Source organism: Oceanicola granulosus HTCC2516, from assembly GCF_000153305.1.
Taxonomy (GTDB): Bacteria; Pseudomonadota; Alphaproteobacteria; order Rhodobacterales; family Rhodobacteraceae; genus Oceanicola; species Oceanicola granulosus.
On record NZ_CH724107.1, the window covers coordinates 1,316,774 to 1,335,436 of the forward strand.

Annotated in this window: 17 protein-coding genes; 5 read left to right on the forward strand and 12 right to left on the reverse strand. The window is 72.2% G+C overall.

All coding sequences use genetic code 11. The features are described from left to right. Window positions 1–23: 23 nt before the first annotated feature. The 3 genes from OG2516_RS06225 to puuE are packed head-to-tail and all read right to left on the reverse strand — an operon-like array spanning window position 24 to window position 3,416. The gene (locus OG2516_RS06225) at window positions 24–1,457 is read right to left on the reverse strand and encodes a uracil-xanthine permease family protein (RefSeq protein WP_007254783.1); all 1,434 of its coding nucleotides are present in this window, start codon (window positions 1,455–1,457) and stop codon (window positions 24–26) included. Window positions 1,458–1,503: 46 nt separating this feature from the next. Further along, entirely contained in the window at window positions 1,504–2,007 is a 504-nt protein-coding gene (locus OG2516_RS06230) for an ureidoglycolate lyase (RefSeq protein WP_007254784.1), read from the reverse strand. After that, complete coding sequence (puuE, locus tag OG2516_RS06235; protein ID WP_007254785.1) at window positions 2,004–3,416, reverse strand: allantoinase PuuE; 1,413 nt, start codon at window positions 3,414–3,416, stop codon at window positions 2,004–2,006. Before puuE ends, OG2516_RS06230 begins: the two co-directional genes overlap by 4 nt. A gap of 148 nt (window positions 3,417–3,564) precedes the next feature. On the opposite strand from puuE, the gene uraH reads away from it, so the two are divergent. After that, window positions 3,565–3,918 carry a hydroxyisourate hydrolase gene (gene uraH / locus OG2516_RS06240; protein WP_007254786.1) on the forward strand — a complete coding sequence of 118 codons (354 nt, stop codon included), beginning with the start codon at window positions 3,565–3,567 and terminating at the stop codon, window positions 3,916–3,918. Here the strand turns inward: uraH and OG2516_RS06245 are convergent. Beyond that, window positions 3,915–4,832: a LysR family transcriptional regulator gene (locus OG2516_RS06245; protein ID WP_007254787.1), complete on the reverse strand. Its 918-nt coding sequence runs from the start codon at window positions 4,830–4,832 to the stop codon at window positions 3,915–3,917. The genes uraH and OG2516_RS06245 overlap by 4 nt on opposite strands. A gap of 98 nt (window positions 4,833–4,930) precedes the next feature. Here OG2516_RS06245 and OG2516_RS06250 point away from each other — a divergent pair, with 98 nt between their 5' ends. Further along, on the forward strand, window positions 4,931–6,178 hold the full coding sequence (locus OG2516_RS06250; RefSeq protein WP_007254788.1) for a urate hydroxylase PuuD: 1,248 nt from the start codon (window positions 4,931–4,933) through the stop codon (window positions 6,176–6,178). A 111-nt stretch (window positions 6,179–6,289) separates the two neighbouring features. Here the strand turns inward: OG2516_RS06250 and glpX are convergent, their stop codons facing one another. The 3 genes from glpX to OG2516_RS20680 form a co-directional block, all read right to left on the reverse strand. After that, window positions 6,290–7,258: a class II fructose-bisphosphatase gene (gene glpX, locus OG2516_RS06255; protein ID WP_007254789.1), complete on the reverse strand. Its 969-nt coding sequence runs from the start codon at window positions 7,256–7,258 to the stop codon at window positions 6,290–6,292. A 777-nt stretch (window positions 7,259–8,035) separates the two neighbouring features. Further along, window positions 8,036–9,325: a homoserine dehydrogenase gene (locus OG2516_RS06260; RefSeq protein WP_007254790.1), complete on the reverse strand. Its 1,290-nt coding sequence runs from the start codon at window positions 9,323–9,325 to the stop codon at window positions 8,036–8,038. A gap of 87 nt (window positions 9,326–9,412) precedes the next feature. Continuing rightward, window positions 9,413–9,808, reverse strand: coding sequence for a hypothetical protein (locus OG2516_RS20680; RefSeq protein WP_156799280.1), 396 nt, complete (start codon window positions 9,806–9,808; stop codon window positions 9,413–9,415). 81 nt (window positions 9,809–9,889) lie between these two features. On the opposite strand from OG2516_RS20680, the gene OG2516_RS06270 reads away from it, so the two are divergent. Then, complete coding sequence (locus OG2516_RS06270; RefSeq protein ID WP_007254792.1) at window positions 9,890–10,372, forward strand: hypothetical protein; 483 nt, start codon at window positions 9,890–9,892, stop codon at window positions 10,370–10,372. Between the two features lie 7 nt (window positions 10,373–10,379). On the opposite strand, the gene OG2516_RS06275 is transcribed toward OG2516_RS06270, so the two are convergent. The 3 genes from OG2516_RS06275 to OG2516_RS06285 form a co-directional block, all read right to left on the reverse strand. Further along, window positions 10,380–10,970, reverse strand: coding sequence for a TadE/TadG family type IV pilus assembly protein (locus OG2516_RS06275; protein ID WP_007254793.1), 591 nt, complete (start codon window positions 10,968–10,970; stop codon window positions 10,380–10,382). Between the two features lie 134 nt (window positions 10,971–11,104). Further along, window positions 11,105–11,932 carry a bifunctional allantoicase/(S)-ureidoglycine aminohydrolase gene (locus OG2516_RS06280; protein WP_007254794.1) on the reverse strand — a complete coding sequence of 276 codons (828 nt, stop codon included), beginning with the start codon at window positions 11,930–11,932 and terminating at the stop codon, window positions 11,105–11,107. A gap of 114 nt (window positions 11,933–12,046) precedes the next feature. Then, complete coding sequence (locus OG2516_RS06285; RefSeq protein ID WP_007254795.1) at window positions 12,047–13,090, reverse strand: aldo/keto reductase; 1,044 nt, start codon at window positions 13,088–13,090, stop codon at window positions 12,047–12,049. Between the two features lie 465 nt (window positions 13,091–13,555). On the opposite strand from OG2516_RS06285, the gene metG reads away from it, so the two are divergent. Next, entirely contained in the window at window positions 13,556–15,475 is a 1,920-nt protein-coding gene (gene metG / locus OG2516_RS06290) for a methionine--tRNA ligase (RefSeq protein ID WP_281004384.1), read from the forward strand. Here the strand turns inward: metG and OG2516_RS06295 are convergent. Further along, window positions 15,472–16,614, reverse strand: a complete 1,143-nt coding sequence (locus OG2516_RS06295) for an AI-2E family transporter (RefSeq protein WP_007254797.1) — start codon at window positions 16,612–16,614, stop codon at window positions 15,472–15,474. The two genes, metG and OG2516_RS06295, sit on opposite strands and share 4 nt — an antisense overlap. A gap of 63 nt (window positions 16,615–16,677) precedes the next feature. After that, a complete protein-coding gene (locus OG2516_RS06300; RefSeq protein WP_040614996.1) occupies window positions 16,678–17,763 on the reverse strand; it encodes a S1C family serine protease in 1,086 nt (361 codons plus the stop codon). A gap of 105 nt (window positions 17,764–17,868) precedes the next feature. Here OG2516_RS06300 and OG2516_RS06305 point away from each other — a divergent pair. Further along, window positions 17,869–18,663 (forward strand): lytic murein transglycosylase (locus tag OG2516_RS06305; protein ID WP_007254799.1); only part of this gene is annotated, 795 nt, incomplete at its 3' end.

Below are 18,663 nucleotides of genomic sequence, written 5' to 3' on the forward strand. Positions count from 1 at the left end.
GCGCGCGCCCTGCCCGGGCCGCGCTAGTGGCGCGGCGTCTCGAGCGGCAGGCCCGTCGGCTGGCGGTGCCGGCCGGGCTCGGGGGCGGCGGTGTCCTCGGGCAGATGCTCGGGCAGCACGAGGTTGAGCACGATGGCGAGGAACGCCGCCGGCAGCAGCCCCGACACCATCAGCACCGACGCCCAGTCGGGCAGGTACTGCACCGCCTGCGGCTCGAGCTGGAGGCCGAGGCCGACCGACAGCGACACCGCGAAGATCACCATGTTGCGCCGGTTCCAGTCGACGTCGGACAGCATCGACACGCCCGCCGCGACGACCATGCCGAACATCACGATCACCCCGCCGCCGAGCACCTCGATGGGCACCGTGCGGATTACGCCGCCGACCTTCGGGATCAGCCCGCAGACGATCAGGAAGATCGCGCCGCAGGTCACGACGTGGCGGCTCATCACCCCGGTCATCGCGATCAGCCCGACATTCTGGCTGAAGGAGGTGTTGGGGAAGCTGCCGAACACGCCCGCGACGGCGGTGCCGAGGCCGTCGGCGTAGGTCGCGCCGGTGATCTCGCGGTCGGTCGCCTCGCGTCCGGCGCCGCCCTTGGTGACGCCGGAGACGTCGCCCACCGTCTCGACCGCCGAGACCACGGCCATCAGGCAGAAGCCGACGATGGCGGCGACGGAGAACTCGAAGCCGTAGCGGAACGGGTCGGGCAGCGCGAAGGCGGCGGCGCTGTTCCAGGAGCCGGTGATCGAGGCGACCGGCAGGATGCCGACGAGGATGGCGTAGACGTAGCCGGCCACCAGCCCGATCAGCACCGCCGACACGGCGAGCATCCCGCGGGTGAAGAACTTCAGCGCCAGCGTCACCACGATGACCAGGACCGCCGCCGACCAGTTGAGCGCGGAGCCGTATTCCTCGGTGCCGATCGCCGGCACGCCGCCGGCGGCGTACTGGATGCCGACGCGCACCAGCGCCAGGCCGATCATCGTCACCACGAGCCCCGTGACCAGCGGCGGCAGCGCGAAGCGGATGCGGCCGATGAAGGTGCCGAGCAGCGCGTGGAACAGGCCGCCGATCACCACCCCGCCGAACAGCGCGGCGAGCCCGTCGACGCCCTTGCCCGCGACGAGCGGGATCATGATCGGCAGGAACGCGAAGGAGGTGCCCTGCACGATGGGCAGCCCCGCGCCGACGGGGCCGAGGGTGATGGTCTGCAGCAGCGTCGCGATGCCGGCGAAGAGCATCGCCATCTGGATCAGGTAGAGCAGCTCGGGGAAGTCGGGGCTGTTCGAGCCGAAGCCGAACCCGGCCGCGCCGGCGACGATGATCGCGGGCGTGACGTTGCTGACGAACATGGCCAGCACGTGCTGGATGCCGAGCGGGATCGCCTTGTGCAGGGGCGGTGTGTAGTCCGGGTCGCGTAGCTGTTCGGGCGTGCCGATCGATGTGTCTGCCAAGGTGCTGTCCTCTCCTGCTGACGGTCGATGCGGCTGCCCGCACCCGTTAGGGCTCGACGATGCTCCAGGGGGTGTCGAACCAGACTTCCTCGAGATTGGCCGATTTCGCCTCGCCCGCGGGGGCGATGCGGTCGACGACGGCGAACAGGCCCGGCGCGGCGAGCGGGGTCAGGACCCCGTGCCAGGTGCCGCGGGCGAAGTTGATCCCCTGCCCCGGCGCGGCGCGGAACGCGATGGGCGTGCCGGGGCGGCCGGCCTCGTCGGAGGCGACGATCACGAGCCAGGGGTTCTGGTGCATCGGCAGGAAGGCCTGGGAGCCGAGCGGGTGGCGCTCGACCATCGCGAGCTCGTAGGGCAGCGCGCGGGGGGTGGCGTCGAAGAGGCTGATGCCGAGGCGGCCGCCCTGCTGGTCGAGCCGGGCGCGGTCGTGGTGGCGGCCGCAGAGGTCCTGGTTGATCAGCAGGTCGGGCGGGCCGGAGACCTCGAGCACCTCGCCGAAGGGGGCGAAGGCGGCGGCGTCGAGGGGGCGGAGGGGGATGTCCCGGGTCACGGCAGCTGGTCCTTCAGCCGCAGCAGCGCGATGCGCTCGACCTGCCGGCAGGCCTCGGCGAACTCGGTGGCGCGGTCGTTGGCGATGCGGCGCTCGAAGGCGGCGAGGATGCCGGCCTTGTCGTGGTCGCGCACCGCGATGATGAAGGGGAAGCCGTGCTTGGCGACGTAGGCGTCGTTGAGCTCGGTGAAGCGGGCGCGCTCGGCGTCGGTGAGCGCGTCGAGCCCGGCGGAGGCCTGCTCGCTGGTGCTCTCGGCGGTGAGCTTCCTCGCCGCCGCGAGCTTGCCCGCGAGGTCGGGGTGGGCCTTGAGGACGCCGAGCCGCTCGGCCTCGGTGGCGCTGCGGAACATGCGCGCGAGCGCGTTGTGCAGGCCGACGGCGGTGTCGTGGGCGGGGCCGAGCTCGAGGCCGTAGGCCTGCTCGGCGATCCAGGGCGAGTGCTCGAAGATCGAGCCGTAGCGGGCAACGAAGGTGTCGTGGTTCATCTCGCTGGGCCGTTCGCGCCGCACCGGCGGGTGGGTCGCGGCCCAGTGCTCGGCGATCTCGAGGCGGGTGGCGAACCAGACGCCCTCGTGGGCCTGCGCGTGCTCGATGAAACGGCGCAGCGCCTCGATGCGGCCGGGCCGCCCGACGAGGCGGCAATGGAGCCCCACCGACATCATCTTCGCCGCCCCCGCCGCGCCCTCGGCGTAGAGGGTGTCGAAGCTGGCGCGCAGGTAGTCGAAGAACTGCCCGGGCGCGTTGAAGCCCTGCGGCGTGGCGAAGCGCATGTCGTTGGCGTCGAGCGTGTAGGGCACGATCAGCTGGTCGCGCGCGCCGAAGCGCGCCCAGTAGGGCAGATCGTCGGCGTAGCTGTCGGCGACGTAGTCGAAGACCCCGGTCTCGGCGGCGAGGCGCAGCGTGTTCTCCGACGAGCGGCCCGTGTACCAGCCGCGCGGCGGCGCGCCGACGACCTCGGTGTGCAGCCGGATCGCCTCGGCGATGGCGGCGCGCTCGTCGGCCTCGGCCATGTCCTTGTGCTCGATCCACTTCAGCCCATGGCTCGCGATCTCCCAGCCCGCCGCCTGCATCGCGGCGACCTGCTCGGGCGCGCGGGCCAGCGCGCTGGCGACGCCGTAGACCGTCACCGGCAGGTCTTCGAGCAGCCGGTGCAGCCGCCAGAAGCCGGCCCGCGCGCCGTACTCGTAGATCGATTCCATGTTGGCGTGGCGCTGGCCCGGCCACGCGGCGGCGCCGACGATCTCGGAGAGGAACGCCTCGGAGGCGGCGTCGCCGTGCAGGACGTTGTTCTCGCCGCCCTCCTCGTAGTTGAGCACGAGCTGCACCGCGATGCGCGCGCCGCCCGGCCAGCGGGGGTCGGGCGGGGTCGCGCCGTAGCCGATCATGTCGCGCGGGTAGCGGGTGGTCATCGCTGTCTCCTCGTTGACAGGTTTGATAGGGGACGAAGCGCCGCGGCATTATCAAGAAAAACCGATATCAGCGTCGTGATTTACTTCCTGTTGCCTAAGCCGTAAACATGTCACCCTGTATACAGGCAGCGGAAGAGTGGGTGCGAACATGGCTGGCTACCTGACGACACACGTTCTCGACACCGCCCGGGGCCGCCCCGCGGCCGGCCTCAGGATCGAGCTCTACCGGATCGAGGGCGACGGCCGCACCAAGCTGGCGGAGGCGACCACCAACGACGACGGCCGCACCGATGGCCCGATCCTGCCCGAGGCCGACTTCGCCACCGGCAGCTACGAGCTGGTGTTCCATGCCGGCTCCTATCTCGACGTCAGCGGCGTGCCCGGCGAGAGCCCGCGCTTCCTCTCCGAGATCCCGATCCGCTTCGGCATGTCGGAGGAGACGCATTACCACGTGCCGCTGCTGCTCTCGCCCTTCGGCTACGCCACCTACCGCGGCAGCTAGGCGGGCTCGAGCGCCTTCAGCTCGGCGCTGATGCGGGCGATCATGAAGTCCATGAACAGCCGCGTCTTCGGGTCCTGGTGGCGGCGGTGGGTGAACAGGCAGGCGAGCTGCACCGGCACCGGCGGCGTCGCCTCGGCGACCTGCACCAGCCGGCCCGCCGCGAGGTGCGCGCCGACCTCGAAGGCCGGTTTCATCACCACCCCCTGCCCCGCCAGCGCCCAGTCCGTCAGCACGTCGCCGTCGTCGCTCTCGAGCCGCCCGCGCACCGCGAAGCGGCGCGGGCCGTCGGGGGTGACGAGCTCCCACTGGAACTCGGCGGCGCCGGGGAAGCGCAGGTTGAGGCAGTCGTGCCCCTCGGCGACCAGTGCCTCGCCGTCGGCCGGGTGGCCGCGCGCGGCGATGTAGCCCGGCGCGGCGCAAAGCACGCGCGGGCATTCGGCGATCATGCGGATGCGCATGTCGCTGTCGGCGGGGCGGCCGAGGAAGAAGGCGATGTCGAGCCCCTCGGCGGTGAGGTCGATCTTGCGGTCGCTGAGCCGCAGCCGCACGGTGATGAGCGGGTACTTCTCGGCGAAGGCCGGGATGTGCGGCGCGATCAGCCGCCGCCCGAGCCCAAGCGGCGCGGCGACGTAGAGCGTGCCGCGCGGGTTCTCCGTCGCCTCGATGACCGCGGCCTCGGCGGCGTCGACCGAGGCGAGGATGCGGCAGGCGCCCTCGTAGAACATGTGGCCGTGCTCGGTCGGCGTCAGGCTGCGGGTGGTGCGCTGGAACAGCCGCACCCTGAGATGCCCCTCGAGCTGCGAGATCCGCGCCGACGCCACCGCCGGCGACACCCGCTGGTCGCGCGCCGCCGCGGACATGCCGCCGAGCTCGAAGACGCGCACGAAGGTTCTGACGTTGTCGAGGTAGGACATTGTTCGGTCTTTTTTGACAGAGCTGGGCTTCGTGTCAGGCTATCGTGAAAATTCTGCCGCAGGTAGAGTGACCGCAAAAATGTCGAGGAGCCGGTTGCATGTATGACGTCGCCATCCTGTGGGACTGGTTCGCCTTCGCGGTGCGCTGGCTGCATGTCGTCACCGCCATCGCGTGGATCGGCTCGTCGTTCTACTTCGTCGCCCTCGACCTCGGCCTCAACCGCAACATCCCCGGCCCCGCCGACGGCGAGGAGTGGCAGGTGCATGGCGGCGGCTTCTACCACATCCAGAAGTACCTCGTGGCCCCCGACGCGATGCCCGAGCACCTGACCTGGTTCAAGTGGGAGAGCTACGCTACGTGGCTGTCGGGCGCGGCGCTGCTGGCGGTGGTCTACTGGGTGGGCGCGGAGCTGTTCCTGATCGACCCGGAGAAGGCCGACCTCGCCGTCTGGCAGGCGATCGCGATCTCCGCCGCCTCGCTCGCGGTCGGCTGGCTCGCCTACGACGCGCTCTGCAAGTCGCCGCTGGGCGAGCGGCCGACGGCGCTGATGCTGGTGCTGTTCGCGATCCTCGTGGCGATGAGCTGGGGCTACGACCAGGTGTTCACGGGCCGCGCCGCGCTGCTCCATCTCGGCGCCTTCACGGCGACGATCATGACGGCGAACGTGTTCCTGATCATCATGCCCAACCAGCGCGTCGTCGTCGCCGACCTGAAGGCGGGACGGAAGCCCGATCCGAAGTACGGCAAGATCGCCAAGCTGCGCTCGACCCACAACAACTACCTGACGCTGCCCGTCGTGTTCCTGATGCTGTCCAACCACTACCCGCTCGCCTTCGCGACCGAGTACAGCTGGATCATCGCGGCGCTGGTGTTCCTGATCGGGGTGCTGGTGCGGCACTACTTCAACACCATGCACGCGCGCGGCAAGGCGCCGACCTGGACCTGGGCCGCCGCCGCCGCGCTGTTCGTGGTGCTGGCGTGGCTGTCGACGGCGAACGGCTGGGACGGCGATTACGGCGCGCTCGAGTCGCGGCCGCTGACGCCGGCGGAGGCGCGCTACGCCGAGGCGGCCGGGTTCGAGGAGGTCGAGCGGATCGTGATCGGGCGCTGCTCCATGTGCCACGCGCGCGAGCCGGTCTGGGACGGCATCCGCTGGGCGCCGGGCGGGGTGCATCTGGAGACGGCGGGCGATATCGCGCGCGCGGCCCGGGAGGTCTACCTGCAGGCCGGGGTCAGCCACGCGATGCCGCCGGCCAACGTGACCGGCATCGCCGAGGCCGAGCGGCGCGCCATCGTGGACTGGTACCGCGGCGCGGGGATCGAGGTGGCGGCGCGGCACCCGTAGGCCGGGCTTCGGCCCGGCTCTCGGGCCGGTGGGGTGGCCCTGACCGGAGGGGTGGTCCTCGCCGGAGGCGGGGGCCGGGCTGAAGCCCGGCCTACGGGGGCGTGACGGGCTCTACCGGGTGGGGTTGCGGTAGATCATGCGGCGGACGGAGCCGGTCTTGGAGCGCATGAGGATCGTCTCAGCGGTGACGTGGGCGGGCTCGCGCTTGATGCCGGGCAGCAGCGAGCCGTCGGTGACGCCGGTGGCGGCGAAGATGACATCGCCGGTGACCATGTCGTCGCGGGTGTAGACGCGGTCGAGGTTGGTGATGCCGGCCTTGGTGGCGCGGCCGCGCTCGTCGTCGTTGCGAAACAGCAGCTTGCCGTAGATCTGCCCGCCCATGCACTTGAGCGCCGCCGCCGCGAGCACGCCCTCGGGGGCGCCGCCCGAGCCCATGTACATGTCGACCCCGGTCAGTTCGGGCTCGGCGCAGTGCATGACCCCGGCGACGTCGCCGTCGGTGATCAGCCGGATCGCCGCGCCGGTGCTGCGGATCTCCTCGATCAGGTCCTGGTGGCGGGGCCGTTCGAGGACGCAGACGGTGATCGCCTCGGTGGAGCAGCCCTTGGCCGAGGCGAGCGCCGAGACGCGCTCGCGCGGGGTCATGTCCATGGTCACGACGCCGCTGCGGTAGCCGGGGCCGACGGCGAGCTTGTCCATGTAGACGTCGGGCGCGTGCAGCATCGTGCCGCGCGGCCCCATCGCGATCACGGCGAGGGCGTTGGGCATGTCCTTGGCCGTCAGCGTCGTGCCCTCGAGCGGGTCGAGGGCGATGTCCACGTCGGGCCCGGAGCCCGAGCCGACCTCCTCGCCGATGTACAGCATCGGGGCCTCGTCGCGCTCGCCCTCGCCGATGACGACGACGCCCTTGATGTCGAGCGAGTTCAACTGGGTGCGCATCGCGTCGACGGCGGCCTGGTCGGCGGCCTTCTCGTCCCCCCGCCCGATCAGGTTCGCACAGGCGATCGCCGCCGCCTCGGAGACGCGGGCGAGGCCCAGCGAGAGCATGCGGTCGTGGAACTCGGGCGTGTTGGCGGCCATCGGGGGTCCTTTCGCTGTGAGGATGTTCCGCTACCTAGGCGGGTGCGCGCGACGGACACAAGGGTGGGGGCGCTAACGGCGGGGTGTTTTCTCCAGCGCGCGCGGCCTTGGGCGCGGCGGGTTGCGAAGGCGCGTGGGGGCACGGGTGCTTAGCTCGAGCCGTTGCGCCCGGCGGTACGCCGGGCAGCGCCGTCCCGCCCCCTCGGGGCGGCGCTTCTGGCGATGAGGGCTCGGAGCTCGGAACGGCGGGGCTTTTGGGAGCGGCGCGCTCAGCTCTGGCCCGCCCCGCGGGACGGCGCTGCCCTTCGCGCTGGGGTGCTTCGACAGAGCCGTCGGGCTTGGCGGCAGGCCGGGCATGGGTGGTTCGCTCGAGCCGTTGCGCCCGGCGGCAGGCCGGGCAGCGCCGTCCCGCCCCCACGGGGCGGCGCTTCTGGCGATGAGGTTCGGAGCGCGGAACGGCGGGGCTTTGAGGTGCGGCACGCCGGGCAGCGCCGTCCCGCCCGCCACGGGGCGGCGCTGCCCTTCGCGCTGGGGTGCTTCGCCTGAGCCGTCGGGCTTGGCGGCAGGCCGGGCATGGGTGGTTCGCCCGAGCCGTTGCGCCCGGCGGCACGCCGGGCAGCGCCGTCCCGCCCCCACGGGGCGGCGCTTCTGGCGATGAGGTTCGGAGCGCGGAACGGCGGGGCTTTGAGGAGCGGCGCGCTCAGCCCGGGCCCGCCCCGCGGGACGGCGCTGCCCTTCGCGCGGGGAGCGCGCCGGTCGGGCCGGTGGGCGGGAGGCTCAGACCTCCTCGATCCGCAGCACCACCGGGTCGCCCTGGACGACGCCTGTCTCGGCCATGCCGGCGACGGCTTCGTCGAGGGCCGAGCGGGTGGTGCGGTGGGTGACGATGAGCACGGGGGCGGTGGTCGCCGCGTGGTCGTACTGGCGCATCCGGTCGATGGAGATGCCGTTGTCGCCGAGCACCGTGGCGACCTTGGCGAGGGCGCCCGGCTTGTCGAGCAGCGACAGGCGCACGTAGTAGGGCGCGGGCACGGCGGCGCGGGCGGGGCGGGCCTTGCGCAGGTCGGCGGCGGGCTGGCCGAAGGTGGAGACGCGGAAGCCGCGGGCGATGTCGATCACGTCGCCGAGCACCGCGCTCGCCGTCGGCCCGGCCCCGGCGCCGGCACCGCGCAGCACGATCTGGCCGACCGCGTCGCCCTCGATGACGACCATGTTGGTGCCGCCCTCGAGTTGGCCGAGCGGCGAGGCGGCGGGGACGAGGCAGGGCTGCATCCGCTGCTCGAGCCCGCGCCCCGACATCTGCGCCACGCCGAGCAGCTTGATCCGGTAGCCCATGTCGGCGGCCTGGCGGATGTCCTCGAGCGTGACCGCCTGGATGCCCTCCAGCTCGACGTTGTCGAAATCGACCCGGGTGCCGTAGGCGATGGCGGCGAGCAGCGACAGCTTGTGGCCGGCGTCGATGCCGCCGACGTCGAGATTGGGGTCGGCCTCGAGGTAGCCGAGCTTGGCGGCCTCGTCGAAGAGCGCGTTGTAGCCCTGCTCCGTCGCCTGCATCCGCGTCAGGATGTAGTTGCAGGTGCCGTTCATCACGCCCATCACCCGCTCGATGCGGTTGGCCGCGAGACCCTCGGTGAGCGCCTTGATGACGGGGATGCCGCCGGCCACCGCGGCCTCGAAGCGGATCACCCGGCCCGCCGCCTCGGCGGCCTCGGCGAGGGCGTGGCCGTTGTGGGCGAGCATGGCCTTGTTGGCGGTGACGACGTCCTTGCCGGCGGCGATGGCGGCCTCGGTGGCGGCCTTGGCGGGGCCGTCGGCGCCGCCCATCAGCTCGACGAACAGGTCGATGTCGTCGCGCGCGGCGAGCACGACGGGGTCGTCTTCCCAGTCGAAGCCGTCGATGGCGACGCCGCGGTCGGTGTCGCGGTTGCGCGCGGAGACGGCGGTGACGGTGACGGGGCGGCCGGCGCGGGCGGCGATGAGGTCGGCCTGGTCGCGCAGGATCTTCAGCACGCCGACGCCGACGGTGCCGAGACCGGCGATGCCGAGACGGAGCGGGTCGGTGGTCATGGCGGGGTCTCCTGTCGGGGTGCGGCTGGGCGGCTGGGGGCTCGGCGGCGCGGACGCGCCGGGGTGGCCCTTAGCGGGATTGTCCGCTCAGTTCAACGGCGCGTCCCGCGCGGCCGGATCGGCGGCGGGCAGGTCGGGGCCGAGGGACTGGCCGGCGACGGCGTCGAGCGCGCTGGTGTCGACGCCGGCCGCGAGGCGGGCCCGGGCGTCGGGGTCGACGACGGGGGGGCGCAGGGCGGCGGCGCGGGCGCGCAGCTCGGCGGCGCGGGTGTCGGCGGCGGCGCGGGCCGGGGCGGAGAGGTCGGGCGCGGCGCCCAGCGCGTCGGCGGCGGCGAGCAGCGGCGGCAGCGGCACGAGGTCGGGATAGGGCGCGGCCGCGGCGGCGGGCGTGACGCGGCCGTCGAGCTCGGGGAACTCGGCGCAGGCGGCGAGCGCGAGGGCGGCGGCCGGCAACAGCAGGGCGAGGCGGAACAGCGGGGTCATGTCGGGCGCGACCATAGCCCGGCGGGCGCGCGGCGGGAAGCTGCATGGATCTCGCCCCGCCGCCGCGCTACAGCCGCCTTTATGAGCACCGATCCCGTCATCGCCCGCCTCGAAGCCTCCCCCGCCCGCCGCCTGTTCGCGATCGGGGTGCTGTACGGGCTCGGCGGCCTGCTGGCGCTGCTGGCGCTGCTGCGCCCGCCCGGGCCGGGCTACGTCGTGATGCTGCTGGCGCTCGCGGCGCTGGTGCTGTGGGTGGGCGAGCGGCTGCGGCAGGGCAGCCGCACCGTGGTCGAGCTGACCGGGGACGGGCTGCGCGAGCGCGGCGGCGCGGTGATCGCGCCGCTCGGCGAGATCGTCCGGGTCGAGCGCGGGGCCTTCGCGTTCAAGCCGTCGAACGGCTTCCTCGTCACCCTGCGCACCCCGGCGGCGCGGGCGTGGGTGCCGGGGATGTGGTGGCGGATGGGCCGGCGGGTCGGGCTCGGCGGGGTGACGCCCGGGGGTCAGGCCAAGGCGATGGCCGATCAACTCGCGCTGCTGCTCGCGGCCCGGGAGCGCGACGGCTGAGCCGCTCTCAGCATTTGGCCTCGTTGACGTCGCCGCTGCCGGTGCGGTCGTAGCAGACCTGCGGCGCGTAGCGCGGGCGGATCACGGTCCAGCCGTCGAACTCGAACGAGCCGAGCCCGACGTTGAACAGCGGCTCGTAGGGCAGCCACGTCTCGACCAGGATCATCTTCTCGCCCGGCGACATCATCGGCATCCGCGCCGCCGCCTCGGAGCGGCGGTTGACGTCGCGATTGCGCAGCCTCGCGACGGTGCCGCGGCGGGTGTCGGACCAGCTCACGAAGTAGCGCCTGCGGTCGCCGTCCCAGTAGACCTGCGACACCCGCAGCTCTGCCTCGCCGCGCGCGTCGGTCATCAGGTCGTGCACGTTGAGCAGCGAGGTGAGGTACTGCGGCGAGATCATCTCGGTCTCGCGGCTGATCATGTCGGCGATGGCGAAGGTGGCCTTGTCGTTGAGGGCCTGCGCGCGGAAGGCGTCGAACCAGACGAAGCTGGCCATGTAGCACCAGGCCAGGATCGGGAAGATCACCACCGTCTCGACCGCGAGCGAACCGCGCTCGTCGCGCGGGAACGAACGGGCGCGGCGCGCGAGGCGGCTCATGGCCCGGAGGGGGATCTGAACTGGCGTCACGGCTTCGGCCTCGTCTCGCAAGGATGCTTCGGGTCCTGTGCTAGCAGGGATTTGCGGCATCAATGGGACCCGTCCGGGACGGGGACGGGACGCGAGACCGGCGATCAGGCGCGCCGTGGCAGGGCCGCGTGGCGGTTGACGTCCTTGTAGAGCAGGTAGCGGAACCGGCCCGGCCCGCCCGCGTAGCAGGCCTGCGGGCAGAAGGCGCGCAGCCACATGTAGTCGCCCGCCTCGACCTCGACCCAGTCGCCGTTGAGCCGGTAGACGGCCTTGCCCTCGAGCACGTAGAGCCCGTGCTCCATCACGTGGGTCTCGAGGAACGGGATCACCCCGCCGGGCTGGAAGGTGACGATGGTGACGTGCATGTCGTGGCGCAGGTCGGCCGGGTCGACGAAGCGGGTGGTGGCCCAGACGCCGTTGGTGCCGGGCATTTCGGTGGGGGCGATGTCGGCCTCGTTCAGGAACAGCGGCTCGGGCGCGTCGAGCCCGTCGACCGGCTCGTAGGCCTTGCGGATCCAGTGAAACCGCGCCACCTCCGCGCCCGCGTTCTCGAGCCGCCAGCCGCTGCCGGCGGGGAGGTAGGCGTAGCCGCCCTCGCCCAGCGCGTGCGCGGTGCCGTCGAGGTGGACGGTGACGCGGCCCCCGACCACGAACAGCACGCCCTCGGCGCCCGGGTCCGTCTCGGGCCGGTCGGAGCCGCCGCCGGGCTGCACTTCCATGATGTACTGCGAGAAGGTCTCGGCGAAGCCCGAGAGCGGCCGCGACAGCACCCAGAGCCGGGTGCCGCGCCAGAACGGCAGCGCGCTGGTGACGATGTCGCGCATCGTCCCCTTGGGGATCACCGCGTAGGCCTCGGTGAAGATCGCCCGGTCGGTCAGCAGGTCGGTCTGCGGCGGGTGGCCGCCGGTGGGGGCGTAGTAGCGCTCGGACATCGGGCGGCTCCGGTCATGGGTCGGGCAGAGAATGTGTCAGGGCGGCATTGCCCTGACATCCCGAAAAGCCGGATAGGTTCTTTCGGTGTTATTTGACAGCCGCCCGGTGCCGCCTCAGTAGGGCATCGGGTGCGCCTTGTGGGCGGCCTCGATCTCCTCGACCACCTCGGGCGCGAGGGTGAGGCCGTCGCCCGCGAGGATGTGCTCGAGCTGGGCCAGCGAGGTGGCGCCGAAGATCGCGGAGAGCGGGAACGGCCGGGTGCGCTGCCAGGCGAGCGCCATGTGGACCGGTTCGAGCCCGTGGCGCGCGGCAATGGCGAGGTAGGCGTCGATGGCGGCGAAGGCGCGGTCGGTCTTGCGCCCGCCGAGATCGCCGTTGCCCTCCATGCGGCTGCCGGCCGGGACCTGGCCGTTCTGGTACTTGCCGGTGAGCAGCCCCGCCCCGAGCGGCGAATAGGGCAGCAGCGTCACGTCCTCGTGGACGCTCATCTCGGCCATGTCGGTGTCCCACAGCCGGTTGAGCAGGGAGTACTCGTTCTGCACCGCCGCGACGCGCGGCAGGCCGTTCTCCTCGGCGAGCCGGATCCAGCGCATGGTGCCCCAGCAGGTCTCGTTGGAGAGGCCGAAGGCGCGCACCTTGCCGGCCTTGATGACGTCGTCCATCGCCGCGAGCACGTCGAGCATGTGCGCCTCGACCTCGGCGCTGTCCTGCCCCGACGGATCGTAGCCCCAGTTCTTGCGGAACGCGTAGGTGCCGCGCTCGGGCCAGTGCAGCTGGTAGAGGTCGATCCGGTCGGTCCGCAGGCGGCGCAGCGAGGCCTCGACCGTCTCGCGGATGGTGGCGCCGTCGTAGCCCTTGCCGCCGCGCACGAAGCCGCCGTTGGAGCCGCTGACCTTGGTGGCGACGATCCACTCGTCGCGCCGCTTCGACCTGGCGAACCAGTTGCCGAGCACCTCCTCCGAGCGGCCCACCGTCTCGGCGCGCACCGGGTTGACCGGGTACATCTCGGCGCAGTCCATGAAGTCGATCCCGGCCTCGCGCGCCCGCTCGATCTGGGCGTGGGCGTCCGCCTCGTCCGTCTGGTTGCCGTAGGTCATGGTGCCCAGGCACCAGTCCGTCACCTCGATCCCGCTGCGGCCGAGCTCCAACGTCTTCATATATCTTCCCCTTTTTCGCGGAGCCGGACCCTAAGCCTCCGGGCGCCGAGGGCAAGGGCGAACGCGCGGAGGGCAGCGCCGTCACGCGGGGCGGGGTCGGATTGGGCGCGGCGTGCCCGGAAGCATCGGCGGCGCGTGCATTGCACCCGCATCGCCAGAAGCGCCGCCCCGTGGAGGCGGGACGGCGCTGCCCGGCCGGGGGCCGGGCGGGGGGACGGGGGGTTGGCGCAAAGGGCAGCGCCGTCCCGACGGGGCGGGGTCGGGTTGCGCGCGGCGTGCCCGGAAGCATCGGCGGCGCGTGCCTTGCACCCGCATCGCCAGAAGCGCCGCCCCGTGGGGGCGGGACGGCGCTGCCCGGCGTGCCGCCGGGCGGGGCGGTCCGGGGGGCGCTGGCGCGAAGGGCAGTGCCGTCCCGACGGGGCGGGGTCGGGTTGCGCGCGGCGTGCCCGGAAGCATCGGCGGCGCGTGCCTTGCACCTGCTTCGCCAGAAGCGCCGCCCCGTGGGGGCGGGACGGCGCTGCCCGGCCGGGGGCCGGGCGGGGGCGCTGGAGTGGAGGGCCGCAGGGTCCCGACGGGGCGGCGCGGAAGGGGGCGTGCTTCGATGGCTGGCCCTCCCCGGCGCGAGGCGATACACCGCGCCCGCAAGCAAGCAGGACGAAGACAGCGATGGCGCGCCACCTCATCACCTCCGCGATCCCCTACATCAACGGGATCAAGCACCTCGGCAACCTCGTCGGCAGCCAGCTCCCGGCCGACCTGTTCGCCCGCTACCAGCGCGCGCGGGGCCACGAGGTGCTGTTCCTGTGCGCCACCGACGAGCACGGCACCCCCGCCGAGCTCGCCGCCGCCAAGGCGGGCAAGCCGGTGGCGGAGTATTGTGCCGAGATGTGGCAGGTGCAGGCCGACCTCGCCGAGGGGTTCGGGCTGTCGTTCGACCATTTCGGCCGCTCCTCCTCGCCGCAGAACCACGCGCTGACCCAGCATTTCGCCGGCGTCCTCGCCGAGCAGGGCCTGATCGAGGAGGTCAGCGAGACCCAGATGTACTCGCCCGCCGACGGCCGCTTCCTGCCCGACCGCTACATCGAGGGCACCTGCCCCAATTGCGGCTTCGAGAGCGCGCGGGGCGACCAGTGCGACAACTGCACCAAGCAGCTCGACCCGGTCGACCTGATCGACGCCTACTCCACCATCTCCGGCTCCCGGGAGCTCGAGATGCGCGCCACCAAGCACCTCTACCTGCGCCAGTCGGTGCTGAAGGACGAGCTCGCGGCGTGGATCGACACCAAGACCGACTGGCCGGTGCTCACCACCTCCATCGCGCGCAAGTGGCTCAACGATGGCGACGGCCTGCAGGACCGCGGCATCACCCGCGACCTCGACTGGGGCGTGCCGGTCAAGCGGGGCAGCGAGGACTGGCCGGGGATGGAGGGCAAGGTCTTCTACGTCTGGTTCGACGCGCCCATCGAGTACATCGCCTGCGCCCAGGAATGGGTCGAGGCGGGCAAGGGCGACGACTGGGCGCGCTGGTGGCGCACCGACAGGGGCGCCGACGACGTGCGCTACACCCAGTTCATGGGCAAGGACAACGTCCCCTTCCACACGCTCAGCTTCCCCGCGACGATCCTCGGCAGCCGCGAGCCGTGGAAGCTCGTCGACTACATCAAGTCGTTCAACTACCTCAATTACGACGGCGGCCAGTTCTCCACCTCGCGCGGGCGCGGGGTGTTCATGGACCAGGCGCTCGAGATCCTGCCGGCCGATTACTGGCGCTGGTGGCTGCTGAGCCACGCGCCCGAGAGCGCCGATGCCGAGTTCACCTGGGAGAACTTCCAGGCCTCGGTGAACAAGGACCTCGCCGACGTGCTGGGCAACTTCGTCAGCCGGGTGACCAAGTTCTGCAACGCCAAGTTCGGGCCGCAGGTGCCCGAGGCGGGCGCGCACGGGCCCGACGAGGCGGCGCTGATCGAGGAGCTCGAGGGGCGGGTGCGGGCCTACGAGCGGCACATGGACGCCATCGAGGTGCGCAAGGCCGCCGCCGAGCTGCGGGCGATCTGGGTCACCGGCAACGAGTACCTGCAGAAGGCCGCGCCCTGGACCGTCATCAAGACCGACGAGGCGCGCGCGAAAGCGCAGATCGCGCTCGGGCTGAACCTGATCCGGCTCTACGCGATCCTCTCCGCCCCGTTCGTGCCGAACGCGTCGGCGCGGATGCTGGAGGCGCTCGGCGTCTCCGACGCCGCCTGGCCGGGCGACGTGGCCGGGGCGCTGACCGCCCTGCCCGCCGGCCACGGCTTCGAGGTGCCCGAGGTGCTGTTCGCCAAGATCGCCGACGCGAGCCGCGCCGAGTGGCAGAAGCGCTTCGCCGGCACCCGCGACGCGGCCTAGCCGGCCCGCTCCTCGCCCGGACCCGGGGCCGGGGGCGGCGGCTTGCCCTCGATCTCGGGCAGGTCCAGCGCGACGCGGTCGAGGCCGGCCATGTCGCTCTGGTCCGACAGGAACAGCGCCAGCGGGCGCATCGGCTCGAGATGGGCGGCGGCGACGACGACGGCGATCATCACCGGCACGCCGAGCAGCGCGCCGAGCGGCCCCCAGAGCCAGCCCCAGAAGATCACCGACAGCAGGATCACCAGCGGCGACAGCGAGACCTGCCCGCCCTGCACGTGCGGGTCGACGAAGTTGCCGATCACCTGCTCGATCACCAGCAGCCCGACGATGATGAGCCAGATGTTGCCCCCCTCCCCCGTCAGCAGCGCGTAGCTCACCGGCAGCAGGCCCGAGAGCACCGAGCCGAGGTTGGGCACGAAGCTGAACAGGAACACCAGCAGCCCCCAGACCAGCAGCAGCGGCACGTCGTTGAACCAGAGCCACGCCACGTAGCAGACCGCCGTCAGCGCCCCGAGCGCGGCGCGGGCCATCAGGTAGAGGCGCAGCTTGCGCGCGATGACCCGGATCGCGTTCTTCCAGCGCGAGGTCTCCTCGGCCTCGCTGACCGCCTCGAGCTTCTTCGCCGCGCGCGGCGCCTCGGTGAGCATCAGCAGCACGAGGAACACCGTCAGCGCCAGGGTCAGGACCATGGTGCTGGCGGAGTTGAGCACCCGGGTGGCGAGGCCGGAGGCGAAGGCGATGCCGCGGTCGCTGACCATCGAGGCGAGCTGCTCGATATCGGCGCCGAACATGGTGCGCTCTTCGAGGTTGGCCTCGCGGATGTACTGGTTGATCCGCCCCGGCACGCCGCTCAGGGCGCCGCCGATGCGGCGGGCGCCGATCCAGATGACGCTGATGAAGGTGGCGAAGACGGCGAGGATCACCGCCATCGCCGCGAGCAGCCCCGGCCAGCGGACGTTGCGCGGGAACAGCGACGCGATGCGGTCTTCCACGGGCGAGACGACGAGGGCGATGAACAGCGCCAGCGTCACCGGCACCATCACCGGCTTGGTCACCTGCAGCGCCAGCCCCACGAGGATCACCGCCATCAGCGCCAGCAGCGAGTTGCGCAACGTGTCGATCGGCTGGGGCTGTCTCATCGGCCGGACCTCCTCACGGGTTCGTCAAGGAGATGGCGGCAGGGCCCTGCCCGTCAAGCCGGATCAGCCGGGGGCGAGCTCCAGCTCCAGCGTCCGCTCGCGCCGGCCGTTCCGCAGGGTGAGCGTGACACTCTCGCCCGGCGCGCGCAGGTCGAGGGCGGCGAGGAAGTCGTCGAGAGTCTCCACGGGCGTGTCGTCGACGGCGGTGACGATGTCGCCGGGAACGATGCGGCCGCTGCGGTCGAGCCGCGCCGTCTCGAGACCGGCGGCGGCGGCGGGGCTGCCCGGCTCGGCGCCGAGCACGAGGACGCCGGGAAGTCCCTGGCGGTTGACGGCGGCGTTGATGCGGGCGTCGACGAGGATGCCGAGGGTCGGCGGCGCGTAGCGGCCGGTCTCGATCAGCTGCGGCACCACGCGGCGCACGCTGCCGACGGGGATGGCGAAGCCGATGCCGGCCGAGGCGCCAGAGGGCGAGAAGATCGCGGTGTTGACCCCGATCAGCCGCCCGGCGCTGTCGAGCAGCGGGCCGCCGGAATTGCCGGGGTTGATCGCCGCGTCGGTCTGGATCAGGCCGCGCACCGCCCCGCCGCGCCCGGTGGGCAGCTCGCGGTCGAGGGCGGAGACGATGCCGGTGGTGAGCGTCCAGTCGAGGCCGAACGGGTTACCGATGGCGAGCACGTCCTGCCCGACCTCGAGATCGCGGCTCAGGCCGAGCGGCAGCGGCGCGGGCAGCGCGTCGCCCTCGATGCGCAGCACGGCGAGGTCGTGGGCCGGGTCGCGGCCGACGAGGCGGGCGTCGAAGCTGCGCCCGTCGGCGAGCGTGACGGTGGCGCGGCTGCGGCCCTCGATGACGTGGTTGTTGGTGACGATGTGGCCGCGCGCGTCCCAGACGAAGCCCGAGCCCGACCCGGCCGGCTGATCGAAGGTGCGCCGGGTCCAGGGGTCGACGACCCGGTCGGAGGTGGAGATCGACACCACCGTCTCGCGCGCGGCGCGGAACAGCGCGATGGTGCTGCGCTCCTCCTCCGTCAGCGGCAGCGGCTGGACGACCACCTCGGGCTCCTGCGCCGCGCCGAGACGGTAGCCTCCGAGCGCGCCGACCCCGAGGCAGACCGCCGCGATCGCCGCCAAGAATAACCCGCGCCCCATCTCACTCTCGTGTCTTTGTCATCGGCCCGGGCCAAGCTAGCTTGCGTGGAAAGGCTGTCCAACCCGTGGTAGCCAGCAGCAACACGATGTTTCAGGAGTTTGAACATGCGCAAGATCGCCCTCGCCCTCGCTGTCCTCGCCGCACCGGCCGCCGCACAGGCCGCCACCTGTGGCAACGACGCCAGCGGGTTCGAACGGTGGAAGCAGGAGTTCGCGCAGGAGGCCGCCGCCCAGGGCATCGGCCAGGCCGGGCTCAACGCGCTCGCCAACGCGCGCTACTCGCAATCGACCATCAACGCCGACCGCAACCAGCGCGGCGTGCGCTACTCGCTCGACGAGTTCATCCGGATCCGCCTCGGCTCGCTCGACAGTTTCGCCTCGACCCTGCGCAACGCGCGCAACTCGAACCCGGGCTTCTACCAGTCGCTCGAGCAGGCCTACGGCGTGCCCGCCTCGATCCTGCTGGCGATCCACTACATGGAGACCGGCGGCGGCCGCTTCATGGGTGACACGCCGGTGGTCGATTCGATCACCACCGTCGCCTACGATTGCCGCCGCTCCGACTTCTTCACCCCGCACGCCCTCGCGGCGCTGCAGATGGTCGACCGCGGCATGCTCGCGCCGAACCAGCGCGGCGCGGCCCACGGCGAGCTCGGTCACACCCAGTTCCTGCCGGGCAACGCGCTGCGCTACGGGGTGGACGGGGACGGCAACGGCCGGGTCGACCTCTACGGCGTCGCCGACGCGCTGGCCTCGACGGCGAACTACCTGCGCCAGAAGGGCTGGCAGCCGGGGCAGCCCTACTCGGAGGGCACCCAGAACTTCCGCGTCCTCAACGAGTGGAACGCCGCCACGGTCTATCAGCAGGCCATCGCGCTCGCCGCGGCGCGCCTCGACGGC

Coding starts and splice junctions, on each gene's coding strand:
- puuE (WP_007254785.1), bottom strand. CDS start 3,416: ATGACCACCCGCTACCCGCGCGACATGATCGGCTACGGCGCGACCCCG.
- uraH (WP_007254786.1), top strand. CDS start 3,565: ATGGCTGGCTACCTGACGACACACGTTCTCGACACCGCCCGGGGCCGC.
- OG2516_RS06245 (WP_007254787.1), bottom strand. CDS start 4,832: ATGTCCTACCTCGACAACGTCAGAACCTTCGTGCGCGTCTTCGAGCTC.
- OG2516_RS06250 (WP_007254788.1), top strand. CDS start 4,931: ATGTATGACGTCGCCATCCTGTGGGACTGGTTCGCCTTCGCGGTGCGC.
- glpX (WP_007254789.1), bottom strand. CDS start 7,258: ATGGCCGCCAACACGCCCGAGTTCCACGACCGCATGCTCTCGCTGGGC.
- OG2516_RS06260 (WP_007254790.1), bottom strand. CDS start 9,325: ATGACCACCGACCCGCTCCGTCTCGGCATCGCCGGTCTCGGCACCGTC.
- OG2516_RS20680 (WP_156799280.1), bottom strand. CDS start 9,808: ATGACCCCGCTGTTCCGCCTCGCCCTGCTGTTGCCGGCCGCCGCCCTC.
- OG2516_RS06270 (WP_007254792.1), top strand. CDS start 9,890: ATGAGCACCGATCCCGTCATCGCCCGCCTCGAAGCCTCCCCCGCCCGC.
- OG2516_RS06275 (WP_007254793.1), bottom strand. CDS start 10,970: ATGAGCCGCCTCGCGCGCCGCGCCCGTTCGTTCCCGCGCGACGAGCGC.
- OG2516_RS06280 (WP_007254794.1), bottom strand. CDS start 11,932: ATGTCCGAGCGCTACTACGCCCCCACCGGCGGCCACCCGCCGCAGACC.
- OG2516_RS06285 (WP_007254795.1), bottom strand. CDS start 13,090: ATGAAGACGTTGGAGCTCGGCCGCAGCGGGATCGAGGTGACGGACTGG.
- OG2516_RS06295 (WP_007254797.1), bottom strand. CDS start 16,614: ATGAGACAGCCCCAGCCGATCGACACGTTGCGCAACTCGCTGCTGGCG.
- OG2516_RS06300 (WP_040614996.1), bottom strand. CDS start 17,763: ATGGGGCGCGGGTTATTCTTGGCGGCGATCGCGGCGGTCTGCCTCGGG.